Annotated in this window: 19 protein-coding genes and 1 tRNA gene; 6 read left to right on the forward strand and 14 right to left on the reverse strand. The window is 33.8% G+C overall.

Annotation, left to right across the window (positions count from 1 at the left end; translation table 11 throughout):
- Nucleotides 1-43: 43 nt before the first annotated feature.
- Together sprA and ruvA are read right to left on the reverse strand one after the other, a co-directional pair.
- Nucleotides 44-7,408, reverse strand: a complete 7,365-nt coding sequence (gene sprA, locus IPO86_01205; protein ID MBK9726714.1) for a cell surface protein SprA — start codon at nucleotides 7,406-7,408, stop codon at nucleotides 44-46.
- Between the two features lie 80 nt (nucleotides 7,409-7,488).
- The gene (ruvA, locus tag IPO86_01210; protein MBK9726715.1) at nucleotides 7,489-8,082 is read right to left on the reverse strand and encodes a Holliday junction branch migration protein RuvA; all 594 of its coding nucleotides are present in this window, start codon (nucleotides 8,080-8,082) and stop codon (nucleotides 7,489-7,491) included.
- Between the two features lie 127 nt (nucleotides 8,083-8,209).
- Between ruvA and IPO86_01215 the strand changes: the two genes are divergently transcribed.
- Entirely contained in the window at nucleotides 8,210-8,710 is a 501-nt protein-coding gene (locus IPO86_01215; GenBank protein ID MBK9726716.1) for a DUF1761 domain-containing protein, read from the forward strand.
- 328 nt (nucleotides 8,711-9,038) lie between these two features.
- On the opposite strand, the gene IPO86_01220 is transcribed toward IPO86_01215, so the two are convergent.
- The 7 genes from IPO86_01220 to IPO86_01250 all read right to left on the reverse strand — a co-directional run bounded on the left by IPO86_01220 (nucleotide 9,039) and on the right by IPO86_01250 (nucleotide 14,274).
- Complete coding sequence (locus IPO86_01220; protein MBK9726717.1) at nucleotides 9,039-9,746, reverse strand: UMP kinase; 708 nt, start codon at nucleotides 9,744-9,746, stop codon at nucleotides 9,039-9,041.
- A gap of 224 nt (nucleotides 9,747-9,970) precedes the next feature.
- Complete coding sequence (locus IPO86_01225) at nucleotides 9,971-10,807, reverse strand: elongation factor Ts (protein ID MBK9726718.1); 837 nt, start codon at nucleotides 10,805-10,807, stop codon at nucleotides 9,971-9,973.
- A gap of 31 nt (nucleotides 10,808-10,838) precedes the next feature.
- Nucleotides 10,839-11,552 (reverse strand): 30S ribosomal protein S2, encoded by a 714-nt coding sequence (rpsB, locus tag IPO86_01230; GenBank protein MBK9726719.1) that lies wholly within the window; start codon nucleotides 11,550-11,552, stop codon nucleotides 10,839-10,841.
- Nucleotides 11,553-11,582: 30 nt separating this feature from the next.
- The gene (gene rpsI, locus IPO86_01235) at nucleotides 11,583-11,978 is read right to left on the reverse strand and encodes a 30S ribosomal protein S9 (protein ID MBK9726720.1); all 396 of its coding nucleotides are present in this window, start codon (nucleotides 11,976-11,978) and stop codon (nucleotides 11,583-11,585) included.
- Nucleotides 11,979-11,981: 3 nt separating this feature from the next.
- The gene (gene rplM, locus IPO86_01240; protein MBK9726721.1) at nucleotides 11,982-12,401 is read right to left on the reverse strand and encodes a 50S ribosomal protein L13; all 420 of its coding nucleotides are present in this window, start codon (nucleotides 12,399-12,401) and stop codon (nucleotides 11,982-11,984) included.
- Between the two features lie 439 nt (nucleotides 12,402-12,840).
- Nucleotides 12,841-13,551 carry a DUF3307 domain-containing protein gene (locus tag IPO86_01245; protein ID MBK9726722.1) on the reverse strand — a complete coding sequence of 237 codons (711 nt, stop codon included), beginning with the start codon at nucleotides 13,549-13,551 and terminating at the stop codon, nucleotides 12,841-12,843.
- A gap of 87 nt (nucleotides 13,552-13,638) precedes the next feature.
- Nucleotides 13,639-14,274: a transcriptional regulator gene (locus IPO86_01250; GenBank protein MBK9726723.1), complete on the reverse strand. Its 636-nt coding sequence runs from the start codon at nucleotides 14,272-14,274 to the stop codon at nucleotides 13,639-13,641.
- 207 nt (nucleotides 14,275-14,481) lie between these two features.
- On the opposite strand from IPO86_01250, the gene pdxA reads away from it, so the two are divergent.
- Nucleotides 14,482-15,540 carry a 4-hydroxythreonine-4-phosphate dehydrogenase PdxA gene (gene pdxA / locus IPO86_01255; protein ID MBK9726724.1) on the forward strand — a complete coding sequence of 353 codons (1,059 nt, stop codon included), beginning with the start codon at nucleotides 14,482-14,484 and terminating at the stop codon, nucleotides 15,538-15,540.
- Between the two features lie 78 nt (nucleotides 15,541-15,618).
- Here the strand turns inward: pdxA and IPO86_01260 are convergent, their stop codons facing one another.
- The 4 genes from IPO86_01260 to IPO86_01275 form a co-directional block, all read right to left on the reverse strand.
- Entirely contained in the window at nucleotides 15,619-16,299 is a 681-nt protein-coding gene (locus tag IPO86_01260) for a glucosaminidase domain-containing protein (protein ID MBK9726725.1), read from the reverse strand.
- A gap of 284 nt (nucleotides 16,300-16,583) precedes the next feature.
- Nucleotides 16,584-17,138 carry a thioredoxin family protein gene (locus IPO86_01265; protein MBK9726726.1) on the reverse strand — a complete coding sequence of 185 codons (555 nt, stop codon included), beginning with the start codon at nucleotides 17,136-17,138 and terminating at the stop codon, nucleotides 16,584-16,586.
- A gap of 8 nt (nucleotides 17,139-17,146) precedes the next feature.
- Nucleotides 17,147-17,878, reverse strand: coding sequence for a M15 family metallopeptidase (locus IPO86_01270; GenBank protein ID MBK9726727.1), 732 nt, complete (start codon nucleotides 17,876-17,878; stop codon nucleotides 17,147-17,149).
- Nucleotides 17,879-17,916: 38 nt separating this feature from the next.
- Nucleotides 17,917-19,026 (reverse strand): hypothetical protein, encoded by a 1,110-nt coding sequence (locus IPO86_01275; GenBank protein ID MBK9726728.1) that lies wholly within the window; start codon nucleotides 19,024-19,026, stop codon nucleotides 17,917-17,919.
- A 105-nt stretch (nucleotides 19,027-19,131) separates the two neighbouring features.
- Between IPO86_01275 and IPO86_01280 the strand changes: the two genes are divergently transcribed.
- Nucleotides 19,132-20,358, forward strand: coding sequence for a M20/M25/M40 family metallo-hydrolase (locus IPO86_01280; protein ID MBK9726729.1), 1,227 nt, complete (start codon nucleotides 19,132-19,134; stop codon nucleotides 20,356-20,358).
- 161 nt (nucleotides 20,359-20,519) lie between these two features.
- Nucleotides 20,520-20,590: transfer RNA gene (locus IPO86_01285), tRNA-Cys, on the forward strand.
- A 68-nt stretch (nucleotides 20,591-20,658) separates the two neighbouring features.
- On the opposite strand, the gene IPO86_01290 is transcribed toward IPO86_01285, so the two are convergent.
- Complete coding sequence (locus tag IPO86_01290; GenBank protein ID MBK9726730.1) at nucleotides 20,659-20,835, reverse strand: hypothetical protein; 177 nt, start codon at nucleotides 20,833-20,835, stop codon at nucleotides 20,659-20,661.
- 182 nt (nucleotides 20,836-21,017) lie between these two features.
- On the opposite strand from IPO86_01290, the gene IPO86_01295 reads away from it, so the two are divergent.
- The gene (locus tag IPO86_01295) at nucleotides 21,018-21,734 is read left to right on the forward strand and encodes a DUF3667 domain-containing protein (GenBank protein ID MBK9726731.1); all 717 of its coding nucleotides are present in this window, start codon (nucleotides 21,018-21,020) and stop codon (nucleotides 21,732-21,734) included.
- 492 nt (nucleotides 21,735-22,226) lie between these two features.
- The gene (locus IPO86_01300) at nucleotides 22,227-22,865 is read left to right on the forward strand and encodes a transposase (GenBank protein MBK9726732.1); all 639 of its coding nucleotides are present in this window, start codon (nucleotides 22,227-22,229) and stop codon (nucleotides 22,863-22,865) included.
- Nucleotides 22,866-22,972: the final 107 nt, after the last annotated feature.

Consider the following 22,972-nt stretch of genomic DNA (forward strand, 5'->3'; position numbering starts at 1 on the left):
AACTTATTATATAAATCTGCATTCACGCTATAAAAATTTATTTCTAATTTAGTGTATACATAATGGTTAAGCCTCCATTAATCCGGACATCTTTATATTGATTCTGAACATACGGAATGGTCTTTCGGTAATCACAGAATAAACGGACATTTAAATTCTTATTCATGCTATACTTAACAGCCGGCGTGAAACTTATTTGCTTTGCACCACTTATTGGTTGACTTTTAATATTTACATCCAATCTATGGATTTTGGTAATATTATCTGTGATACCAAAATCAAAAGTAAATTCCAGATCATTTCCTTTTGGTGTACTTGCATTTTGTTGTTCTTCGGTTTGTTTACTCTTAGACTTACTTTTCTTCTTCTTAAAATTTACACCCTTATTTAATGCTTTCATTCCAGGAAGCCAGGATATAATAACATCTTTAATTACATAGCCTGCTTTAATTGTATAATTAGTTGCTTTGGTTTCAAGAAGTTGACCTTCAATTCCATTTTGGAGTTTCAGGTTTCTATTTTTATTTAAATCAAGCCCTAATTCAATCCCATTTTTTGCTTTAATATTAATACCCAATAAAGGCGCAAATTGTTCATTAATCACCATTTCCGGAACCTCATATTTTGAATGGTAAGAAGCTTTTAATTCATTTCCTCTTCTACTAATTGGCAATTCATTATTGTTGGTTCTATAATCCAGATTCGTTCTAAATGAATTCACGGTCAAGGTATTTTTATAACCGTGTCTTATGGAGAAATCCTGAAAAATATCTTTAAAAACACCAAGTCTACTTAAACCTGTATAATTAATCTGCCAGTTTGGCAATGGAAATGTATTAAATAAATCAAGATTAAAACTATTGGGATCCTTATTGGTATACGCTGCTAAAAACGCCGGACTCACCACATCAATGTGATCCCCCTGGAAACCATCGTAATAGTTTGGATCAAATGGACTTAAATTTCTAACCCCAAGTCGATCCGCTACTCTCTTTGAGATAATAGGACGAGACTTGCTAAAGCGTTCAAACACTGCATCAAGATCACTAAAAATAGTTTGAAGCGAAACATACGAAATACTATATTGCCCATTTTCAAAAGGTGTAAAATGTTGAAAAGCCATATCATTCGTTCCGAAAACAGAATCCAATTTAAATGTTTCTGCCAGATCCTTTGTGTAACTTCTATCCAAATTTAAATCAATACTAAAATCTTTGAATGGTTCTAATTTTATTTTAGCACCAATCGTATTTGATTTCCGTTGAATCATTTCTTTATTAAAATAACAATTTGTAGAAATCCAACCTTTTTCTGCTGCGCGATCCAACCAACCATTCTTACCAAAATCTACCTGATTTCCTGCAATAAAGTCCCAGCCTGGTGCTGTGAAATTCTTACTCATTCCTAACAAATTACTTTTTTCCATAAATCCAGGAATAGAGGTCGTCCTATTTTGAGAAAAATTAAGCTGAATTCTCTTAAGCATTAAAATTGGAGTTAATGCAATTTTGGTTAAAGGATCCACTTTTTCGGAAGTTTCTTTTTTCTTCTTCGTTTTCTCACCATCTTCTGGTTTCGCGCTCTCTTTTGTTTTAGCGGCAGGTCTAAATCTACCGGAAGAAGCACCTTCACCCGAATACTTTCTTAAAAATTTAGATTTATTATAGAGTGTTGTGAAATTAAGTTCATTCGTAATACTTATATTTTGTCCATTACTAATAACAGAACCTAAAGAATCGATACTGTTTAATGAACCCGCAGACCAATTATAATTTGCTGTGTATTGTGTTCTTATGGTTACAAAATCAAGAAATGGAATCAACCTTGTCGGAACTGCATATGCCAATGTAAAATTATGCTTGTAATCTTTTGTTCGCCCAAAGTTTCTTAAATTTTTTGCAACATATTTACTGCGTTCATCACATGGATACGCTAAACCTGTAATCGGATCAATACAATCTTGTCGCAATGGATTATACGTGATTTCATCAACCGCTGCCTCGTTTCGAGCGCTGAAATTAAACTTTAGCGATTTCGTAAAATCCCAGGCTAAACTATAATCTCGATTCCAGCTAAACTTACGATCTTCCCAGGTACTGTATTTTGGTGCTGCGAATCTATAAGTACGCACCGCATTTTTTCGATCCAGGCCATTTCTAACTGAAAAAGAATTTGGAATTAAATTAAAATTAAATTCACCTAATAATTTCAAATTTTTGTTTGTGATTAATTTTTTAAATGGCTCAATATATTTTGGAGTAAGTGCAAAATTATAATCGATTCCACCTTGTTGTGATTTCAATTTATCCAGCGCAATAATCGGATTGTGTTTTGTCGAAACCGATTGTGCATAACTTAATGAAAAATTTTCGATGTCCCAAGGTTTCGGCTTGCTACTTCCTTTGCGCTCTTTCCGAACATTATTAAATGCAAAACTTTTAATATCGGTATAATCTATTGCCTGGTCTCTAATAGAATCCTTTTTTGCCTCGGTTGTTGCTGAATTGATCCGATCTTTCAATTTTATATCTGTATGATTCGGATCGTATTCAGGTGTTTTCGTAATATGGGATACTTGCGCAGAAAATGGCAATCGAATGCCAATTTTTTCAGGAATAAATTTGTCCAAAGCAAGATTGACTGTAGCGTCTATTTGCTTTGTTTCATCCGTAGCACGTTGCGCTAATTTCTGATCAATTCCTCCCCAACCTACGGTTGAAAAATTACCTGCTAAACTTACATTCCCTAAATCGGCTAATTGAATTTCAGCTCTGGCAAGCGCTGCAAATCCTCCTTTTTCTTCAAGTCCTGTTAATCGAAGTTCATTAAACCAAACTTCAATATCCTGCACCGTGGCTGTGTTTTTATTGCGAACTCCTAATAATGCACCGCGCACCAATCCAATCGTTGGATTACCAATGACTCTAACTTTATTATCAGGTCGTTCTGGATCGGAAATTTCATATAAGGTTGCTAAATCACCCGATGGATCATTGTCCCTTTTGTTTTTTAAATCCACCAATAATTGCAATGGAAAATCAAAATCATTTCTTTTAAGCCAGATGGAATCCTGATCAGCCGGAAAATTTTTATCAGAATAGGCTAATGGAATTTCATACTCATAATAATTATTTGTAAAATCTTTTCCTAATCTCATGAATACACAGACTTTATCTACATTTTCTGATTTAATAGATTCCCCATGTACAAACATTTTAATCCGCTTGTATTTTCTAATATCAAGATCCAGAATTTTATAAATAGAATTTTCACAGCCCGCTAATAAATCTTCTTTACGCAATAATAAGGAAGATTCATTTTGTTGAATATCGGCATACTGTGTACTGTAAAATCGTTCTCTTTGAATTCCTGGTGGCGTCTTATAATTAAATGGTGTTTTACCAGAATTTTCTTCTATATCCACTTTATCTAAAATCAAACTTTTATTTCCATCATCAATACCAGTACAGTAATCTTTATATTTCCTCCAGGAGTTTCGACCTAATTGAAATTTAATTAATCGAAACGTTACCGATTGATCAAATCCAGCAAATAAAATTCGCATCGATAATATCGAACGAAAATCATTTATTTGTCCAACGGCTTTTCCAGACTTTACGGGTATTCTAAAGCGATACCATACTTCATCTTCATTTGAATTTGCAGGTCGTACGATAACTGTGTCTGTTATATAATTTGTAGGAGAAGATGGATCAAAAGCAATTTTAAAATCAGGCGTCCTTTCGATCGGAATTTCATAATTATAATAAGACTCTATTTCATTTAAAGATTTATCGTAATTCAAATCTTCTTGATCTGGATAACCGGTATAAGCGGTTGATTGATTATTGTCCGTTTCAATTTGCCCATTCCCTTCAGGCATATTATATCGTTTGTATTTATCAAGTACTGTTTCCCCACCGGTAAAAGAATTGGAACGATAAGAAACATAATCATCATTCGCAGGATCATTAATTACAGTGGGTAAAATTCTAGGATCCAAAAATGCTTTTTGCTTTGATATATAATCAGAAAAAATAATGGCTTCATCTTTATTTACAATGTTTGATGAGCTGTTAAGTCCGTCATATCCTAAATCCTGTTGTTCCCGGTCATTTACATCAAAACTACTTGTAAGTGGAGGTACTCTTGCGATTTTTCCAAAAACACTATAGTCAACTGGAAGATTTAATGAAGTTGTTGGCAAACCATGTTCAAATTGTTGTTTTCCATCTTTTAAAATATCTTCTGAGAAATTTCCTAATTGAAAATACATTTTACCAGAATTGGTTACCGGTTCATTTGGATTAGGTTTTGCTAAAAATGGATTTAGCATCCAAAAATCGATATACTCGACATTATTTGCTTCAAAATCATTTGTATTTAAACGGGTCATTAAACCACCCCAGCGCGTTTCAGGACTCAATAATTTATTGGATCCATCAATTCCAAATGTAGTTACTGTATTCCCATTAATATCAGTACCTGTCAATCCTCCATTTACATCAAAATTATAAGGTCCTTTTTCTTTTGGGTAATAACTAATATCAAAAGTTAACTCTGTACTAAATCCAATGGGACGTTGTTTATTTGGAAAAATTTCAGTTTCATCAACTAATCTTGTATAAGAATTCTGCGAACTGGATGTATTTGTACGTGCGTATTCATCAATTCGATACCAACTCACGAGTGCGCGATTTGCATTGCTGATCACATTATCATAAATATCTGATCCGGCAAATGAAGGGTCACTTAAACCTTGTGGAGCGGATGCTAAAATCCATTGAGAAACATTATAGCCTAAACCAATTCCGGAAGAGCTTCCTTCAAAATCATCAATATACACCACTCCGCCTTCACTGCCTTGTTGATTGATTGCTTTTGAGTGACCTGGTATCAGGGCTGCTGCTTCTGCTTGCAAGGTCCAACTAGAAGCTTCCTTTGTGGAATATAAAGGAAGTTTATCCAAAAATCTGGTCATCCAGGGAGCTTTCCGATTGATATTAAAATCCAATCCAACGACCCGATTATTGATAGGATCTTCGCCAATATTTACTTTTTCAGTGAATGGCTTTTCAAAAAGGTGCATATATGTAGCACCAATAGATAAATCTTTACGTTTTGAATATTCAGCTCTCAATCCAATCATTGTCTTCGTTTGAAAACTAAATAAAGAATTGTCTTCAAATTTTACATTGATTGGTACTCCAGATTGTAATAATGCTTCATTTAAGATGGTAACTTTTCCTAAATTCCGATCGACAATATAATCTGAACCTTCATTTAAAGTTAAGGATCCTGCACTTACAATGACCCTTGCATTTGGATCTAAATTAAATGTGTTTAATGGAATTTCATTTGACTTCCCTGATTTGTAACTTCCTTTTATTAAAAACTGATTTGATTTTAAATCTCTTCTGGCTGCGGTTATTGAAGTGTCATATAATGATTCATAATTATACTTTTTATAAATAGCATCTTCAAGTGTTGGGTTCTTTACAACTTTAGCGAGCAATTTTTTAAATGAAGATCCAAAGGGTTCCAATACAGGAAAAATAACAGCACCACTTGGAGGAATTACTGTTTGCCCGGGAATAAAATCAAACACTCCATCTGGTTGCGGATCATTTGTTTTATTTAAAAAATCCATATTAAATAAATTTAATAATGGATAACCATCAATTTCCTGAATGTATCTTTTTGCAATTCCATCCTGATCTTCATAATAAAGGTCCATGGTAAAATCATCTTGATTCAGATTAAATCCACCCGTGGGATACACGTTTTTCATCATGAGTTTGTAGGATGGTAAATCTGTGCGTTGACCAGATGATTTTAGCATTTTAACAAAAATCACTTTATAACTTAAGGAATCGGATTTAACATCTGAACTCATTTCACCTACTTTATAGATGGCTCCAGTTCTAGGATCGATTTCACGACCATTCTGCAAATATTGATAAGAAACAGCAAGCACCTGATTAGGTCTTGGCCTTGAACGCAATGATATAAATCCTAATTCTGCATTGTAGCTATATTCATTTGGACTTAAACGTTTAGCCCTTACTTTTTCAAAGTCGCGTCCCTGTTTTAAATTTAAACCATTAGGATCTGATAAATAACGAACTACTTTATTTAAATCTCTTGCCTGATCATTAATTAAAATTTGATCCAGTAAAGTATTTGAAGTATTTGATGGAACTAAAGCTCCAGACTTGTCTTTTGAAACAGCGCTGCCCGGCAAAAAACGTGCTGCACTTGTGATTCCCATATCAAATAATTCGGCTTCCGCTACTCCAAGATCATTTAATGCTACGATATCTCTGAGTTCAGTTTCCCGACTATTTTGCGCATCTTCTGTTAACCAGACTTCAATATTTTTAATTTTAAATTGACTATTGATCTCTGGTAAATTAGCCAATGCAATTTCATAAGAATTTCGATTATAATGGCTTAGAAAAAAATGTCGGTTTTCATCATATTGGTCAGGACGAACTTCATACTCCTGAAATACACCTCCACCTTTAGTTTGAATATTTTCTTGCTTTGATTTTTGTTGGGAAATCAATCCGGTTAATCTTAAATGTCCAAATTGCCAATCCGTTTTAAAACCAAATAAATTTTGAGAACCCTGAATAAGATTTGTACGCAATGGTAAACTCACATTCCCTGCTTCTATTTTTTTAATAATATCATCTTCCGAAAATTTTTCAGAATCATAGGCAAGTTTGAGTTTATTCTCAAAATCAAAAGCCGCTTTTGTATCGTAATTTGTATTTAACTTTAATTTGTCTCCAATATTTCCGGTGACATCCATCCGAATATCCATATCAAAATCAGGCGTCAATTGTCTTCGTTGTCTTTCTGGAATTTGAGGATTTGCGGTGTATGAATAATTAGCCCCTAGCGTAAAACCGATAGATCCTTGAGGTTTAATATCGATTCCAAAGCCTCCAAATAAACGGTCTGCAAGATTTTTCTTTAAATCAATTTTACTGATTGGATCTACAATACTTGCATAATTTCTTTTTGTTGTAGAAATGCCCGCTAAGTTTTTAAGATATTCCTGATCTTGTTGACGTGCTTTAAAATTTAGAAATTCAGTAAATGTTAGATTAGAAGACGGGCGATAATAATCGTCCCCAATTTTTTCACTGACATTATATTCACCGGTTTCAGGATCGTATTCAATTTTTTGGTCAATTACTTTAGGGTCTTTAAGATCAAAGGGATTGTCTTTTGGATCATCCACAAAATTTCCTGGACGATCTTTTAATGGGATCGTGTCTTGCACAGATACCGTGGAAGGCTGCTCCCAGTCAGGCAATTGGTGTCCACCTGCAACCAAATTCCAAAAAACTAAAAGAGTAAAACCCACTATAAATGTTATACGTTCCACACTATTCATAAATCAAATCAAATAAATCATTAAGAAAAACCGCCTGACTATAACGTAGAAATTGGCACAAAGGTATGTTTTACAGTATTTCAGGCTAATTTTTTTAATGCCAATTTTATCAAATCTTCTACCGGGATGTCCGGATCGTTTGCTTCTGCTAAATTTTTGAAAACCTGATCAATATTTGATCGTCCAAATCCTAGAGCCACTAAAGCCGAAATTGCCTCAAGTCGGGCTGTAGAACGACTGGATACTGCTCCAAAGGCGGTTTCAGAACCCGCTTCTTTCCCGATTTTATCATACAAGTCAATTAAAATACGTTGGGCTGTTTTTGGGCCAACTCCTTTAATTTTTCTAAAAACGAGATCATCCTTATGAATTATGGCCATTTTTATAGCTTCCGGTTCAAGCGATGATAAAATTAATCTGGCTGTATTTGGACCTACCCCATTTACAGAAATCAAAAGCACAAATAATTGCCTTTCTTCTTCTGTGCCAAATCCATATAAGTGTTGCCCATCTTCTTTTACAATAAAATGAGTCAAAACCTTCGCTTCTTTTAAACCTTCTAATTGACTATAGGTATTCAAACTTATAAAAATCTGATACCCTACACCATTTGCTTCCACGATCACATAGGTTGGGTGACGCGCTATAATCGGACCTTTAATATAATAAATCATTTTTTGTATTCAATCTGCGAAGGTAAAGATTATATATAATATTTTTATAATATGATTAAATTCAAATTTATCCATCAATATCCATCCCTTTATTATCTTTAACTTTCATTCAATTAAAACAAAACATATGTCAATCAACTGGTTAGTAGTATTAGGAGCTGGTTTTATCCCGCTTATCTTAGGTTTTATTTGGTATCATCCAAAGGTTTTTGGAACGATTTGGATACAATTAGCGGGTGTATCTGAAGAAAAAGCCAAGCAATCCAATATGGCATTGATTTTTGGTGTTACCTTATTATTAGGTATTTTTCTCTCAGCCGCCATGTTAACGATGGTCATTCATCAAACCCATATGATGTCAAGTTTGATGAATATACCCGGTTTTGGAGTAGAGGGATCAGAAGTCAATACGTATTACCTCGACTTTCTCAACAAATATGGAAATGAATTCAGAACCTTTAAACATGGTGCATTACATGGAATGATCGGAGGTATTTTAATTGCATTCCCGATTGTATCCGTAAATGCAATGTTCGAACAAAGAAGCTTTAAATATATCCTTATTAATGCAGGTTTTTGGACAGCATGTATGATCCTTATCGGTGGCGTAATTAGTGCCTGTGCTTAATTTTTAAATTCATTTGAAATATGAATTTAAAAGCAGATGTCATTTCCATCAAAATAACAAAAGTGGAATTGGTTTAACTTTTAGACTCTAATAATATTTTATTTTTGGGAAATTTTATTTTGCATCAAGCCTACTTTTGAAAGGGTCGTAAAATATAGAAGCTTGCAAATTTTATCTTGCTTAAAAAAGCAAAATAAAATTTTCCAAAAAATTCAAGATAAGCTTTGAATTGAATATACCATTCAGCTTATACATTCGAAATTATATTAGAATGTTAATGTTTTAAAACAGATTTCAATTCAACAGTAAGTTTGGGTGACAGGCTAAATTAACTTACGAGGGTACCAATTCTTTCTCCTTTAATAATTCGCTCAAAATTAGATTCTTGATTTACATCAAAAACTATAATGGGCATTTGATTTTCTTTGCACATTGTGAAAGCAGTCATATCCATTACTTGAAGACCACGGGATATTACTTCTGTAAAACTTAACTGATCAAATCTTACGGCATCTTTATGTTTTAAAGGATCTTTATCATAGATACCATCAACCCGGGTTGCTTTTAGGATAACCTCAGCATTGATTTCACTCGCTCTTAAAGCAGCTGCAGAATCTGTTGTAAAATAGGGGTTACCAGTTCCTGCAGAAAAGATAAGAACCCGTCCCTTTTCTAAATGACGGATTGCCCTTCTTCGGATATACGGTTCTGCAATTTGCCGCATTTCTATAGCAGAAATTAATCTTGTATAAACGCCCAGGGTTTCAAGAGCACTTTGTAAAGCCATTCCATTAATACAAGTTGCCAACATTCCCATATAGTCACCTTGTGCTCGTTCGATTCCGGAACCTTCTCCATCCATTCCTCTAAATATATTCCCACCACCTATAACCACTGCCAATTCGATTTTATGTGAAACGGCCATCTTGATTTGCTGAGCATAATATTTCAACATGGAAGGTTCAATACCATATTTTTGCTCACCCATTAATGCTTCGCCACTTAATTTCAATAAGATACGTTTGTATTTGGACATGGTTTCAAATTTAGTTTTAATAAATGCGCATAAACTTTTAAAATACGTTTGCAATATAATTCCTATAAAGTGAATACCATTGCATTTTGTCAAAGAAAGAAATTTCAAGATTAAAATTCAATTCACCAATCGGTGAAAAAGATCTTCCATTATTTAGAATTTTTAATAACAAACTAGCTGGAACAAAAAAAAAGCGAATGAAAAATCATTCGCTTTTTAAAATTTTATCCTAATTTGACATGTTTGAATCCTATTACTGTAAGATCCTTATCAATTGATTTCAAATAACTTGAAATAGTTTGTCCACCATCTTTCACAAATTGTTGATGTAACAGCGTATTTTCTTTATAGAATTTTTCCAGCTTTCCTAAAGCTATTTTTTCAAGCATTGCTTCTGGCTTTCCTTCTGCACGTGCTTGTTCTTTTCCAATTTCAATTTCCTTTTCTATGATACTTGGATCTACATCGGATTTATCTAGTGCAACTGGTTTCATGGCTGCAACTTGCATAGCAACATCACGACCTGCGTCTGTATAAGTGTCACTGGCTTTATTCAATCCAACGAGCACTCCTGCTTTATTTCCCATGTGAATATAGCTTTCCACTTGTGGCGCTTCCAGCTTTTCATAATTGCTTAATTCAATTTTTTCACCGATGGCTGCTACCATGTCAGTAACTTTTTCACCTACACTTGTATTTCCATCAAATGTCTGATTCAACAGTGCATCCAAATTTTCTGGAAATGTTGCCAATGCGATATCTGCAATTTTTTTTGTAGTATTTATGAAATCTTCATTTTTAGATACAAAGTCTGTTTCACTACTTAATTTAACTACGATCCCTTTGGTTTTAGAATCATTCACTTTTGCAATAACGGTACCTTCCTTTGCTTCGCGATCAGCACGTTTCACTGAAAGTTTTTGACCTTTCTTACGAAGCACTTCAATTGCTTTTTCAAAATCACCTTCCGCTTCCGTTAACGCAGCTTTGCAATCCATCATACCTGCACCGGTCGCTTCTCTCAAATTTTTAACATCTGCTGCTGATAATGTAAAACTCATATTGTATTATTTAAAAACTAAACTTATTTGATTAATTATTTTCTTCTTTTACTTCTGCATTTCGCTCTTCTAAACCTTCGCGAATTGCATCTACCATATATTTTGTGATAATAGCAATAGATTTAGAAGAATCATCATTCGCTGGAATTGGAAAATCCACAAGATTTGGATCACTATTCGTATCTACCATTGCAAATGTACGAATGCCTAAACGTTCTGCTTCGTCTACAGCAAGATGCTCATTTAATATATCAACTATAAATACGGCAGATGGCAATCTATTTAGTGCTGAAATACCACCAAATACACGTTCCATTTTATCGCGTTCCCTGCTTAAAGTTAATCGTTCCTTTTTTGTAATATTGGTAACCGTTCCGTCTGCAAGCATCCGATCAATATTGTTCATTTTTTTTACAGAACGACGAATCGTTGTAAAGTTTGTCATCATCCCTCCTAACCATCTATCGGTTACGAATGGCATGTTGACACTTTTTGCAGCATCTGCAATAATATCTCTCGCTTGTTTTTTGGTTGCAACAAACATTATTTTTTTACCAGATTTTGCTATTTGCTTCATTGCCTGACCTGCTTTTTCCAAACATTCAGCAGTCCGATTCAAATCTATTAAATGTACGCCTTTGTGTTCTTTAAAAATGAACTGACGCATTTTTGGATTCCATTTTTTACGAAGATGGCCAAAATGAACATTGGCTTCCAACAATTGATTATAACTAGGTTTTTCCATGATTTTCGAAAAATTAAAAAAGTAAAAAGATTAACGCTTACTAAACTGTGAACTACGACGTGCTTTTCGTAAACCGAATTTTTTACGTTCAACTTCACGCGCATCTCTTGTTAAAAATTTCTTTTCCTTTAGTACCGGACGATTTTCCAAATCGATTTTGCAAAATGCTCTGGATATTGCCAATCGAAGTGCTTCTGCCTGTCCTTTTAATCCACCTCCTTTAATGACTGCAGAAATAGAATAAGTAACTTCTCCACCGATCGTTTGAATTGGATCCATTACTTTTTGAGCAATGTCTTTTATGGGGAAGTATTCATTTAAGGCTCGGCCATTTATGGTAACTTCTGATGTTGCAGCAGTTCCTTTGCGAAAATAAACCCTGGCTACAGCGGCTTTTCTTCTGCCAATTGCGTTAATCATTTCCATAGATTAAATAGTATAAGGTTCAGGTTTCTGAGCTTGATGTACATGCCCCGGACCATCATAAACAAATAATTTTCTAAACATTGCATCACCCAATTTATTCTTTGGCAACATTTTACGGACTGCAGTTTCTACAACCCGGGTTGGATGTTTAGCCAACATTTGGCGTGGGGTAATACTTTTTTGTCCTCCAGGATAGCCACTATAGGTCAGATATACCTTATCGTCTAATTTCTTTCCTGTAAAACGAACTTTTTCGGCATTGATTACGATGACATAATCTCCAACGTCAACATGCATACTATAATCAACCTTATGTTTTCCCCTAAGAATACTTGCTATTTGGGAACACATACGTCCTACCACCAGGGCTTCTGCATCGATGACATACCACTTCCGCTGGACATCTTCCGGCCTGGTGTGCATGGTTTTGTAACTAAGTGTATTCACTTTATTGTAATTTTAATGAATGATTTGCTCTTTTCTGAAGCGGGCACAAAGGTAATCGCGGGTCTTATTTCTAGTATCTTTTTATGAAATTATTTTTAGAATAAAATGATGTAACTAGTTGAAAAACAGCTCAAATTTTGACAGTTTTTAAAAACAGATGGTCTTAAATTACTGGTTTTGAACGTTTAAGAACATTGCATCGGACTATAAAAAATCGTTTGCAAATAATTTGTTAAACCTGGAAAAGTTTACCAAACAAATATCCTTGCTTGAAAATTGAAACATATTCAATAGATTTTAAGCTTTCATACTGTACCTGTAGCCAATAGCCAAGGAATAATCAACCATCTTATAATATAATATATTGAATTTCAGTGTCAAAAGATTAGAATTGGACTTCAAACTACGTTTTACATTAAGCTCCTAAATAAAGCGAACATAACAAACCTGTACTGATTGCAATCCCAAAACTCAATAAGGTACCAATCATAATATATTCCGTCAATTTACGGTCGCCAGATTCTTTTAAATCACCAAACCGGAAAACTGATTTAGCCGTAAGGAGGAAACCAATTGCTTCCCAATGTCCCGTCATTACAAAAACAAATAATAAAAGCCTTTCAAATATACCAATAAACTTACCTGCATTCATTAAGGATTCATCCTCTGCATTTGAGGTATGCGGAGTCCATTTTGAAATAAATATTTTAATAGTCAAAGAAGTTGGAGTCGTAAGGAAAACTCCCGCAACGAATAGTAGCAAATTCCGCTCTGTAATTAAAGCACTAAAATCATATATCATCTCCTGATAGCAATAACTCATGGCTCCAATTACTGTCAGATGCGCTAACTGATCTAAAATAAACCAGGTCCATCGATTTGTTTCTTGCTGAAAATACAGTTTTATGACATCTATGATACCATGTGAAATGGCAAGTATAACAGGGATATACCATAAACTGAGATCCCAAAGAAGTATGAAAGCAAGAATACCATGTATAAAAATATGATAATATAGTTTTGCAGATTTAGCTTTAAGTTTTTCTTTTTGCAATATCCAGGATGTTGGTTGCAATAAAAAATCACCTACCAAATGAGCACATAAAAGTTTTAGAAAAAGGATCAATGTATTTTAGATTTATAAGTGGTAGAATTTTACGATATCATGTTTTTCAAATAGATATAATTTTAATTAGGCTACTATTAAATTCTATTAAGATGTAAGCGATTCACTTTGAATCAACTTTAAAATTTTACTTCGAAAATGCATTTCAACATCCAAGATTTCAAGCAAATGAGCACGTTTTTGACGTTCGCTAACCGAGGATTGACTAATTCCAAGAAGTTCCGCTAATGCTTGTTGATTACGCTTTTGATTTTGCAAACTCAAGCTAACAAATTCTGCAGAATTAACCGTCCAATCATCCATAACAATTAAAGCAAGACGAAGATAAAGATTCATTTCATTATCAAAATCGTTCCACATTGTTTTAAGGGCTAAATTTTGCTTATCTACTTTAAGTCTGTCAAATTTTTCACCTGAAAAAACAAATGCCTCTCCATTCGATTCACTAACTCGGGCTGCTTTGTAATCTAAAGTTCCGATTCCAATACCCATTCTGACATCCAGACCTCTTATACATTTAATCGTTGCTTTTAAGCGAATGGCGAACAGCAATACCGTTTCTGGCTGCTTTACTACAATTTGGAAACTATCTCCCCGATAAATTTCCCATACTTCCGGTTGTAAACCGATTTCTGATAGCAATTTTTTAAATGGAAGCATCCATTCTAATGGATTTTTAAATTTCCTTGAATGGATCAGGTCACCTGTTATTACAGCAATCATTGTACAAATATAGTACAAATAGCCGATATATTAAATTATCTGTTATTTTATCTATATATTAATTTATCTGTTGATTTATAGATATTTTAAATTATCCAACAAATTTTATCCTTATGAAAGCATCAATCTTATCCTTGCTTTCCTATAGTAACTCCTCTTATCGTGGATTTCAGCTTATCTTCACACCCTGATTTTCAATATTAAAGAATGGAAAAAGTAAAAATAGGAATTACCTGCGGAGACATCAACAGCATTAGTCTGGAAGTCATTTTAAAAGCTTTAAATAACGATACCGTTTTTAAATCCATCATTCCAATTATATACGGAAATGTAAAAATCGCTTCTTACCATAAAAATATCGCACAACTTGAAAATTTAAGCTTTAACATGCTTGGACAAGGTGAAAGACCCCGTGCTGGTAGAATAAACTTAGTAAATTGCTGGAATGACAATGTAACCATTACGCTGGGCAAACCGAGTCCGGATGGAGGAAAATATGCTCAATTGGCATTGGATAGAGCAATCCAGGACATTCAAAAAGCTGAAATCGATGCATTAGTAACTGGGCCTGTTCATAAAATGTCGATGAGAATGGCAGGATTTCAGCATTCTGGTCATACCGGATATCTATTAGAAAAATCGACTTCAAAAGATTGTCTGATGTTTATGATTTCAGACAAAATACGAGTCGGGCTTGTAACAGAGCATATTCCGATTGCCCAGGTTACTTCTGCTATCACCAAGGAAAGCGTATTAAGTAAATTGAGGATTATGGAACAAGCTTTAATGGTTGATTTTGGAATTGAAAAACCACATATTGCAGTTTTAGGCTTAAATCCGCATGCAGGAGACGAGGGCTTAATAGGTTCAGAAGATGAAGAAATTATTCGACCGGCAATTATTGAAGCAAAAAAAGCTGGATTATTTGTAGCTGGACCCTATTCATCAGATGGTTTTTTTGGAAGTGGTCAATTCAACAAATTTGACGGCATCCTTGCGATGTATCATGATCAGGGATTAATCCCATTTAAAACCATTTCCCAATATCAGGGAGTCAATTATACTGCAGGATTAAATTTTGTTAGAACGTCTCCGGATCATGGAACAGCATTTGAACTTGCTGGAAAAAATGAAGCTGACCCTACTTCGATGTCTCATGCTCTATTTATGGCTAAAGACATTATTCTTCAAAGGAATGGATATCATGAAATGCACCAGAATGTGTTGAAAAAAAGGCCAAAGCTATCAGAAGAATTGAGCGAGTAGGTTCGTCACGCTAATATCATTCGTCTAGGTTTGAGATTGGTTTACTTCGACTCTGACAACCTTGGCAGGACAAAGTTACTAAATTCTCATTTTCCGCTTCTTCTTTTGCCCGCTTTTATATTTTTTCTTAGTTATATTTTTCTTAATTACATTAGAAACTAAGGATGGTTTAAGCGTAACTTCTGGTATTAGATTTTGTTGAACTCCTTTGTTGGTCGTCTGATTAGAAATAATTGCCAAAGGTTCTGCTGCGTCTGTTTGTATATCCAATAAATCCAGATTGTATTTTTGTATCGTTTTAATCAATCGTTCGGCATAACTTGGATCCGTTGCATACCCACAACGTTTTAATCCGTAAGCCCAGGAGACATAATCTGTTTTTGAAAAATTAAATAATTCTTTATACCGAGCGCGATTCATTAAAAAATCAGAATGATCTTTATAGGAATCTATAGCTGAAGAATAGGATCTAAAACAGGAAGGAATAATTTCTCCACTACTATCCCGATCATCATCTTCATGATAATAATTATTTCCGGTCCAACTGCTTTTACATTTTATACCAAAATGATTATTTGCTTGTGTAGCTAATTCGCTTCTTCCAGATTGAGATTCTAATAATCCTTGTGCCATTTTAATACTTGCAGGTATACCACTGCGTTGCATTTCATTGATAGCAACAAATTTAAACTGCTCAATATACTTTTCTTGAAAAGAAATAGGCCTGTTTGAATTAAAGCAAACAAAGAAAACAAGCATTAAGCTGTACCAGGAACGGAGGGGAATTGTAGATAGCATCATTATTATTGGTATCGATTCGTTTTCTAGGTACAAAAATAATACCAATTTTGATTTCACCAAGGGGGTAGTAATATATAATATATTATATTACAATTTTTTATAAAGTATAAATAATTATAATATGTATTAAAATGACTCCTAGCCTTCTATTTACAATTGGGATTTAATGCCCTAAGTTTCCTTTCTATATTTAAAAAAAGGTCACCACTCCATAATAGAACTCCTAATGAGCCCAGCCGACCCTATTTCCATTTGATATTGCAACCCATACTAGGATATTGTATTGAATCTACTGGCTGATTTGCTAAAACGGCATCGAGTGCATTGCGAAGATCCTCGCCTGTAACCGGAGTGCCTGAATTAGGCCGGGAAGCATCCAACCGCCCCCGATATTCTAATATTTTGTTATTATCAAAAATATAAAAATCTGGTGTGCACGCAGCATCATATGCTTTGGCTACTTCTTGCGTTTCGTCGTACAAATAGGGAAAAGGATAGCCTATCCGAATGGCATGCTCTCTCATTTTTTCTGGACCATCCTGAGGATATTTTAAAATATCATTTGAACTGATTCCTATAAAACAAACATTTTTCTTCAAATATTCTTTGCACAATTCTATCAGTTCGGGGTTTATATGAATTACATATGGGCAATGATTGCAGATAAAAAAAATGACATATGCCTGATAATTATTCATTGCACTCAATGAAACTAAATTTCCATTGACAACATTTGGTAAATTAAAATCCGGAGCTTGAATTCCAAGCTTTAACATATTAGATTCTGTTAAGGACATAGTATAATTTAATGTTGATGATTTACATTTCGAACGTAATCCAATAAATTTAATGATTTAAGTGCAGTATAACCTTTAAACCTAAAATTCTTTTGATCTTCGAAACCTTTTAATTGTGCTTTCCAAATTTTTTCTGCAACTGAAATATAGGACCAATGCCATTTTTCTTCATTGAATCCGGTAGGTCTTGATTGTCCGAGTGGAGTATAGGTTTGACAAAAGCCAAATTGTTTTGCATTCTTTTGTAACCATTCAAACACTTTCTTTCCTTCTTCTGTTTCAAAATACTCAGGTTCTGTAGAATTTAAATCGATATCTGTACCCCAATGATGTCTTGAAAAACCTGGAGGAGCCGAATATTCCAATATTTTTTTTGCACGCAATACGGGATCCTTTACTTGCAAGTGTAATTTTTTTCCATCGACGGGTGTTTTACCGGTCCATTTATTTTCCCACAACTCTTTTTGATAATCGAAACTGCGTGTTGCCGATACAATTCCTAAAGTAATTGAATCTTTCAATGCAGCTTTTGCCATTTTTAAAAAGGCAATATACACTTCTGTTCTTAGGAACATCGAATAGGTAGAAGTATCTGAATTAAAACTTACAAACTCAGGATTTTCAGCGGGATCAAATCGTCCTGCAATATATTTTGGATCTTCAATATCTAATACTTTATTTCGATTCATAGTATTTACAGAATTCATTGCTAATTCCAATAAATTAGCGGGTGTAATCATACATATTAAAATAATGAGTAGATACAAGATATGGATCTTTAATTTATTAAATCCTTAAGTTTTTCATTACGTTCCGCCTCTTCCATTTTAATAACATCTTCTAAGGTTTTCTTTTGCTCTACTGTTTTAGAATATCCACCTTGTTTATCAAATAAATAATAAATATTTGTCAACCATTTTGAGGTATCGGGTTCTTGCGATGGAGATGTTACATATTCTTCTATTACCGGGATTCCCAGGGTAAATGGAGAGTTATCCAGCATATAACTTAACTGGGCATGTGCATTTCGAAGGGTTCGATAACTTCCGTAATGTTCTAATCTCAAACACTCCGTCGGTTTCAAATCGAAAAATGTCCAACCAGCCATATTTGGAAGTTTTTCATTCACAGGCAATGCTGCCATAATAAAAACATATCCGGTTTTTGCTTCCCAATCTAATATAAGACCTGCTGGAGGACCTGCCACTTCGATATTCATAGAATCTAATTTGGCATAAATTTTAGGGTAGTTTTTTGCATAGAATTGAGGAATTTTAGAATTCACTACAACATCCATCAATCCAAAATATTTTTTACCAGGATAAAGTACTTTTGCTGCATTAAAGTTACTATTTACCAGACCTTCGATGTACGTTTTTATTCCATCAATATCTGCATCAAGCATTTGATCCATGCGCGATTTCATTCCATAATAGAGTCCGCGTTTATAAAATGGAATCATTCCGGGGATTCGCGCTTTTATATCAACATAAACTGATTTTTTATCTTGTGGAATAATTTGCCAACTCAATTGTAGGGTAGCTGGTAATTTGTCAGTTTTAAGATTTGCAGAAACAAAAGAATCCTGAAATGATTGTGTTATTTCAACATAACCATTCCCAAATTTGGAACTTTCAAAACTAAAATTGGCACCAAGATGATGCTCTCTTCCGCCTAAATTAAATATTAAATCAGGATCTTGTTTTTTCCAACTATACCATTTTGGCCAATCCTTTACATCATTGAGGATTAGGTAAACCATCTTATAAGGACCATCCACTTTAATCTCTTTATTAAACTTATAAACAGATGGTGATAGAAAACAAACTATAAGATAAATTAATACAATTCCTAAAATCCCTAAAATACCTATTAACTTTTTTGACATATGATCCTATTAATTTGCAAAATTAAGTCTTCTAATGCTCATTTTGAAGCTTTGTTCGTAGCTTTGAAGTCCAATAACAAATACAATCAAATTAATTTACGATTCATGATACAATTTAGACCATTTCGTTGGGTTATAGTGGGTTTATTCTCATTTATTCTATCAACGCTCATTTTTTCACAATATGATCCTTATTTACAGATTAGGGTTGATGTTGTTTATCTTTCTTCGGATGACCTACAAGGCCGGGAAACTGGTACAGAAGGGGAGGTGATGGCTGCAGAATATATTCAAAGCAGAATGTCAAAAATAGGCTTAAGTCCAAAAGGGAATGAGGATTGGCTTCAGCCATTTAAATTTTCATCCAATCCGCATGGAGGAAATGTACAGGATAAAACAGGCAGAAATGTTATTGGTTTTTTAAATAAAAAAGCTAAAAAGACTATAGTAATTGGTGCCCATTACGATCATTTAGGGCATGGTGCCACAGGTTCTTTAGCTCCCAATGATCATTCCATCCATAATGGTGCCGATGATAATGCCAGTGGGATTGCTTCCATGCTTTATTTAGCCGAAAATCTAAAAAATGACAAGAAACTTAAATATAACGTCTTGTTTATTGCATTTTCAGGAGAAGAATTTGGTTTATTTGGCTCCAAAGCATTCATGGAAAATCCTACTATTCCAAAAGAAAGTATCCTGGCTATGATCAATATGGATATGGTTGGCAGGTTAAATGCCGAAAAAACCATTGCCATTAGTGGTGTAGGCACTGCTATTGAATGGAAAGATATTTTGGAAAGCTGTAAAAGTCCTGGTTTCACTTTCAATTATAGTGATGGTGGTATCGGACCCTCAGATCATACTTCCTTTTACCTAAAAGAAATACCAGTATTACATTTTTTTACCGGACAGCATAAAGATTATCACAAACCAAGTGATGATAGTCCTTTAGTTAATTATGAGGGGATTTTCGAGGTTTCACAAATCATTTGGGGTGTTGTCCAAAAGCTTTCTGAAAAGACAGCTCTTTCATTTCAAAAAACCAAGGACGAAAACAAGCAACAATCGAGCAGTTTCAAGGTTACCATGGGTATCATGCCGGATTATGTCTTTAATGGAGAAGGAATGCGTATTGATGCTGTTTTAGATAATCGTCCGGCTCAAAAAGCTGGATTGGAAGCTGGGGATATTATTATTCAGGTTGGAGGCTTTAAAGTAAAAGATGTTTACGAATACATGGAAGCCCTAAGTAAATTCGAGAAAGGTCAATCTGCAGAAGTAAAAGTGAAAAGAAAGGACCTAGAAGTTGTCAAAAAGGTAGATTTTTAAGATTAAAAATGGTTAGTAGGATCCTGGTTTTATTTATTATTTCGTTCCACTTTCCTTCTATACAGCGGATAGATGCCAATAGCTGAATAAGCTTGACCCACTATAACGAACAAAATTCCTGATAAAATTGAAAATATTCTTAGATTTGCCCTCCTTTTAAAGGTCGGGTGGCCGAGTGGCTAGGCTGAGGTCTGCAAAACCTCCTACAGCGGTTCGAATCCGCTCTCGACCTCAAAAACCATATTTCCCCTTATTCTACCGGATAAGGGGATTTTTTTTATGCTGATATTTAAATAAGTGCTAAGATTGGGTTTCCTTCCTTTGCATATTCCGTTCGTTACTAATAATAAGGTTTAAAAGGAAGTGTGATTTTGTTGCATAATCCAGTCCATAGGTTGCCACTAAATCCAATGCATAGGTAACCACTAAATCCGGATCAAAGGTACCCGGCTTTTCCGGAGTATAGGTTTCCACCATATCCGGATCAAAGGTACCCGGCTAGTTTGAAGCCATTATAGGTTTGAAAATTAAGTTGGATTGTCTTATATTTTATAATAGGAAGTATCTTTGACTTATGCGAAATATTTCGTGTGTTTTTATGTTAGTGGCCATTTTTACCAAATCACTACTAACAGGCAAAATAATTGACAAAAAGAGATATGAATTGTAAAACTTGCGACAAAGAATTAACTTCAAAATTTTGCCCAGACTGTGGACAGCCAAACGAACTTAAAAGAATTGATGGACATTACATAATTCAGGAAATTAAACACGTTTTACATTTTGAACGAGGAATTTTATACACGATTAGAGAACTAATTACAAATCCAGGACAAAACATAAAAAACTATCTAACCCAAAATAGAAATAGACTTGTCAAGCCAATAATATTCATAATTATCACGTCACTTATATATTCATTATGCAATAAATTTTTTCATTTTGAAGACGGATATGTGAAATATTTAGCCGATACAAAATCGACAACAAGTGCAATTTTTAAATGGATACAAGGTAATTATGGATACTCAAATATTCTAATGGGTATTTTTATTGCCTTATGGACAAAATTGTTTTTCAGAAAACATAAATACAACATTTTTGAAATTCTAATACTTCTCTGTTTTGTTATGGGAATGGGTATGCTGATTTATTCGGTTTTTGGAATATTTCAAGGTTTGACAAATTTCAACATAATGCAAATTGCAGGAATTGTAGGGTTTATTTATACGACTTGGGCCGTTGGACATTTCTTCGAAAAAGAAAAAGTCATTAGTTATGTGAAGGCTTTTTTCGCTTATATTTTAGGTATGCTAACTTTTTCATTAATTGCAATTTTAATAGGATCTATAACAGATTTAATAATAAAACATTAAAAAATATGGACAGTAAAAAAGGAATGAATTGGTTTTTTGCATTGATTGCATTTACACTGGGCTTGACTTTGATTAAACACATTGACTTTAAGAACTTAACACTTAAAGAACCAGCATTAGACATTCTATATATAATTGTGCTTATAATATCAATATACATAATCATAAAAGACTTAAAAAAAAAGACTGACAAATAAAAAACTGCCACTGACAGGGGTTTGGCAAAATGGGGGCAGAAGTGCAAAATTGAACATTAGTAATTCAATTTGGCATTTGTTCAAACCTAAGCATTTTTGCTTCTAATCCGCCACTAAGTCAAGCGCCAAAACATCAGGATGTGAAAAAACTTAGTTAAAATAAATTGTAAATTTCTTTGTATAATAAATTATGATTTGTATTTTTTAATATTATAAATCATATAACAGGCTTACCAAGATTACAAATGCAAATGTGTTCACTTGAGGATTATATTGATCAGGAAAACCCAGTGCGATTTGTTCCTGCCCGACTGCAGGCGGGGATTTATTTGTTGAGCAATTTGATTTATTAAAACTTGGCTTTGATGTTAAAACTTTAAAGAATGAAGGACGTCCAAGTTTTGAATCTTCTACTCTATTAAAAATTTATTTGTATGGCTATCTAAATGGATTGAGAAGCAGTCGTAGGTTAGAAAGTGAATGTTGCCGCAACATTGAACTCCAATGGCTCACCTTAGGATTAAGACCAAACGATCATACGATTGCTGATTTTAGAAAATACAATCCTAAAGCATTGAAAAACGTGTTCAAATTGTTTGTTTCCTTTCTAAAAGATATTGATTTAATTGGACGTCAAATTATTGCCTTTGATGGTACTAAGTCCAGAGCCCACAATAGCAAAAAAAATAATTATAATCAGAAGAAAATTGATAGGCATCTAGCTTATATAGAAGACAAAAGCAACGAATATCTATGTCAATTGGAGGATATTGATACAAAGGAAGATTTTACAAAAGTCTTGAATATCCAGGAAAAAATAAATAGACTTAAAAAAAATAAGATTAAATATGAAGTTCTACAAAAACAACTAATAGCTTCTGACGAGCCACAAGTTTTCAATCCGAATGCATTCAACGCAGAGCGCAATACTTAACCACTCCGTTTGAACTCATCGAATCATTGACTATACCGCAAAATGAATAATTAATAAATAGTTTACAAATAAATTCCTCTATGCTTTTATCGTTTTCCTGAATCAAT

It is taken from the genome of Saprospiraceae bacterium (assembly GCA_016717265.1).
Lineage (GTDB): Bacteria > Bacteroidota > Bacteroidia > Chitinophagales > Saprospiraceae > Vicinibacter.

Excerpts from the sequence above, each read along its gene's own strand:
- sprA (MBK9726714.1), bottom strand. The coding sequence starts at position 7,408 with ATGAATAGTGTGGAACGTATAACATTTATAGTGGGTTTTACTCTTTTA.
- ruvA (MBK9726715.1), bottom strand. The coding sequence starts at position 8,082 with ATGATTTATTATATTAAAGGTCCGATTATAGCGCGTCACCCAACCTAT.
- IPO86_01215 (MBK9726716.1), top strand. The coding sequence starts at position 8,210 with ATGTCAATCAACTGGTTAGTAGTATTAGGAGCTGGTTTTATCCCGCTT.
- IPO86_01220 (MBK9726717.1), bottom strand. The coding sequence starts at position 9,746 with ATGTCCAAATACAAACGTATCTTATTGAAATTAAGTGGCGAAGCATTA.
- IPO86_01225 (MBK9726718.1), bottom strand. The coding sequence starts at position 10,807 with ATGAGTTTTACATTATCAGCAGCAGATGTTAAAAATTTGAGAGAAGCG.
- rpsB (MBK9726719.1), bottom strand. The coding sequence starts at position 11,552 with ATGGAAAAACCTAGTTATAATCAATTGTTGGAAGCCAATGTTCATTTT.
- rpsI (MBK9726720.1), bottom strand. The coding sequence starts at position 11,978 with ATGGAAATGATTAACGCAATTGGCAGAAGAAAAGCCGCTGTAGCCAGG.
- rplM (MBK9726721.1), bottom strand. The coding sequence starts at position 12,401 with ATGCACACCAGGCCGGAAGATGTCCAGCGGAAGTGGTATGTCATCGAT.
- IPO86_01250 (MBK9726723.1), bottom strand. The coding sequence starts at position 14,274 with ATGATTGCTGTAATAACAGGTGACCTGATCCATTCAAGGAAATTTAAA.
- pdxA (MBK9726724.1), top strand. The coding sequence starts at position 14,482 with ATGGAAAAAGTAAAAATAGGAATTACCTGCGGAGACATCAACAGCATT.
- IPO86_01260 (MBK9726725.1), bottom strand. The coding sequence starts at position 16,299 with ATGCTTGTTTTCTTTGTTTGCTTTAATTCAAACAGGCCTATTTCTTTT.
- IPO86_01265 (MBK9726726.1), bottom strand. The coding sequence starts at position 17,138 with ATGTCCTTAACAGAATCTAATATGTTAAAGCTTGGAATTCAAGCTCCG.
- IPO86_01270 (MBK9726727.1), bottom strand. The coding sequence starts at position 17,878 with ATGATTACACCCGCTAATTTATTGGAATTAGCAATGAATTCTGTAAAT.
- IPO86_01275 (MBK9726728.1), bottom strand. The coding sequence starts at position 19,026 with ATGTCAAAAAAGTTAATAGGTATTTTAGGGATTTTAGGAATTGTATTA.
- IPO86_01280 (MBK9726729.1), top strand. The coding sequence starts at position 19,132 with ATGATACAATTTAGACCATTTCGTTGGGTTATAGTGGGTTTATTCTCA.
- IPO86_01290 (MBK9726730.1), bottom strand. The coding sequence starts at position 20,835 with ATGGTGGAAACCTATACTCCGGAAAAGCCGGGTACCTTTGATCCGGAT.
- IPO86_01295 (MBK9726731.1), top strand. The coding sequence starts at position 21,018 with ATGAATTGTAAAACTTGCGACAAAGAATTAACTTCAAAATTTTGCCCA.